A 2,686-nucleotide genomic window follows, 5' to 3' on the forward strand; every position below is an offset into this window, starting at 1 on the left:
GCGGCGGCGGCGGCACGTCGGCGGCGACCACAGCGCCGGGCGGCGGCGGGGGGGGTCATTTCGGTGACGGTCGGCGCTGGTGGCGGGGTGGTGGCCGGGCCGACCGAGTGGCGGCTGACCGTGACTTCCTGACGGACTTCCTCGGTGATCACCGTGTGCGGACGCGGATCGGCGTGCGCGCGCGGCGCGGCCAGACCGCCGGCAATCAGCAGCACCGCGAGCGCGGCACTGCCGGCGAGATGGACGGAACGCGTGGCAGGTCGGTTCATGATCGAAGCTCCGGGGTTCGGGTTCGTTGTCGCCGCTCGGGGCCCCGTGTCACAGCGGCGTGAGCTGTCCGGGACGGGCCCGGCACATCCCGACAGAGCCGCACGCCCGGGCGGAAGTTCCGGCTGGCATGGCCGGCGGTGGACCGCAGCCGGGCGCGCGGCTACCGTGCCGCCTCCGTTCCCGAAGCCGCGGAGATGCCGCCATGCTCGATTTCGCCGCCGTCGAGGCGCTGCTGCCCGAGGTCGCCGCGCGGCTGCGCGCCGAGTTCGAGGACGCGAGCGAGCAGTCCGATGCCGAACTGCACGCCTTCCTGCGCCCGGTGCTGCGCCACGCCGCGCTGCACGGCTTTGCCGATGCCGACACCGGCTTCGTCTACGCGGCCTGCGCGTGGCTGACCGGCGAGGATTTCGCGAGCGCCTTCGAGGCGCCGAAGACCATCCTCGCCGCCAGCGCGCCGGTTGCCGACAAGGCCGCGGCGCTGGAGGACTGGCTGACCGGCCTGATCGACCCGGCGGACTGACGCGGCGCGCCGTCATCTGGCTCAGGCACACTGTCGGGCACGCATTCCCGCCGTCCTGCCGCCGCAACCGCCATCGTGTCCGATCTCGCGAAAATCGTCGTCATCCTCGCCGCCGCGGTGCTGGCCGTGCCGCTCGCGAAGCGGCTCGGGCTCGGGGCCGTGATCGGCTATCTGCTCGCCGGCGTGCTGATCGGGCCGTGGGGGCTGGCGCTGATCCGCGAGCACGAGGAAATCCTGCACGTCGGCGAACTCGGCGTCGTGCTGCTGCTGTTCATCGTCGGCCTCGAACTGCAGCCCTCGCGGCTGTGGGCGCTGCGCCGGCCGGTGTTCGGGCTCGGCGGCCTGCAGGTGCTGCTGACCGGCGGCGCGGTGATGGCGGTGATGCAGTGGCTCGGCTGGCATCCGGGCACGGCCTTCGTGATCGGCTTCGGGCTGTCGCTGTCCTCGACCGCCTTCGTGCTGCAGCTGCTCGGCGAGCGCGGCGAGCTGACCGCGCGCCACGGCCGCGACGCCTTCGCAGTGCTGCTGATGCAGGACGTGGCGGTGATCCCGATGCTGGCGATCCTGCCGCTGTTCGCGCCGAGCGAGCGCTTCGAACCCGGCGAGGACCTGCAGAAGGCGCTGGTCGCGGGGCTGGCGATCGCCGGCGTCGTGCTCGCCGGGCGCTACCTGCTGCCGCGGCTGTTCCGGCTGGTCGCCGCCGCGCATTCGCACGAGATCGCCACGGCTGCGGCGCTGCTCGTGGTCGCGGCGACCGCGCTCGGCTTCACGCACATCGGCCTGAGCATGTCGCTCGGGGCCTTCCTGGTCGGCATGCTGCTGTCGGATTCCGAGTTCCGCCACGAGCTCGAAGCCAACATCGAGCCGTTCAAGGGCCTGCTGCTCGGGCTGTTCTTCGTCGCCGTCGGGCTGTCGGCGAACCTCGGCCTGCTGACCAAGGAACCCGGCGTGCTGCTGGCGCTGACCGCGGCGCTGATCGCGGTGAAGGCGCTGCTGCTGTTCCTGATCGCCCGGCTGTTCGGCACCGCGCCGCGCCCGGCCTGCAAGGTCGCGGTGCTGCTCGCGCAGGGCGGCGAGTTCGCGTTCGTGCTGTTTGCGGTCGCGCGCGATCTGGCGCTGCTGACCACGCGCCAGCAGGACGAGCTGAACCTCGCCGTGACGCTGTCGATGGCGGCGAGCCCGATGCTGGTGCGCCTCACCGACAGCCTCGCCGAGCGGCTCGCCGAGCGCCGGCGCCGGCGCTCCCCGGCGCAGGCCGAGCCGATCGCCGCGGCACCGGTGCTGATCGCCGGCTACGGCCCCTTCGGCCAGACCGTCGCCCGCTACCTGCGCGTGCACGGCATCCCCTGCACGGTGCTGGAGACCGATCTCAAGCGCATCGAGCTCGGCCGCGCCCTCGGCCAGACCGTGCACTTCGGCGATGCCTCGCGCATCGAGCTGCTGCGCGCGGCCTCGGCCGGCGACGCGCACGTGCTGGTGATCGCGGTCGATGACGGCGAGACCTCGCTGCGCATCGCGCGCACGGTGCGTCATCACTTCCCGAGGCTGCGCACGATCTCGCGCGCCTGCGACGTGCGCCACACGCTGGCGCTGATGGAGCTCGGCGTCGGCGTCGTCACCAGCGACACCTACCTGTCGGCGCTGGAGATGAGCGAGCACGTCGCGGTCGCGCTCGGCGTGCCGGCCGGGCAGGCACACACCGACGTGCTGCACTTTCGCGCGCACGACCAGCGCAACCTCGACCGGCTGCGCGCCGTGCATCACGACGAGGCACGCATGCTCGACACCGCGCGCGCGATCATCGCGGAGATGGAAGAGGTCTTCCGCGAGCGCCGGCACACGCCGGCCACGCAGCCGCCGGCGGCTGGTGCGCCGCCGCTGCCGCGCATCGCACCG

The 2,686-nt window shown here is 73.0% G+C and carries 2 protein-coding genes and 1 pseudogene; 2 read left to right on the plus strand and 1 reads right to left on the minus strand.

Annotation, left to right across the window (positions count from 1 at the left end):
* Positions 1-269: pseudogene (locus tag PKE44_RS17980) on the minus strand (hypothetical protein); the annotation flags it as partial.
* Between the two features lie 203 nt (positions 270-472).
* Between PKE44_RS17980 and PKE44_RS17985 the strand changes: the two are divergent.
* Both PKE44_RS17985 and PKE44_RS17990 read left to right on the plus strand, forming a co-directional pair.
* Entirely contained in the window at positions 473-790 is a 318-nt protein-coding gene (locus PKE44_RS17985; protein WP_324554000.1) for a hypothetical protein, read from the plus strand.
* 75 nt (positions 791-865) lie between these two features.
* A partial coding sequence (locus PKE44_RS17990; RefSeq protein WP_324554002.1) for a monovalent cation:proton antiporter-2 (CPA2) family protein occupies positions 866-2,686 on the plus strand: 1,821 nt, incomplete at its 3' end.

The organism is Plasticicumulans sp. (assembly GCF_035331805.1).
Lineage (GTDB): Bacteria > Pseudomonadota > Gammaproteobacteria > Competibacterales > Competibacteraceae > Plasticicumulans.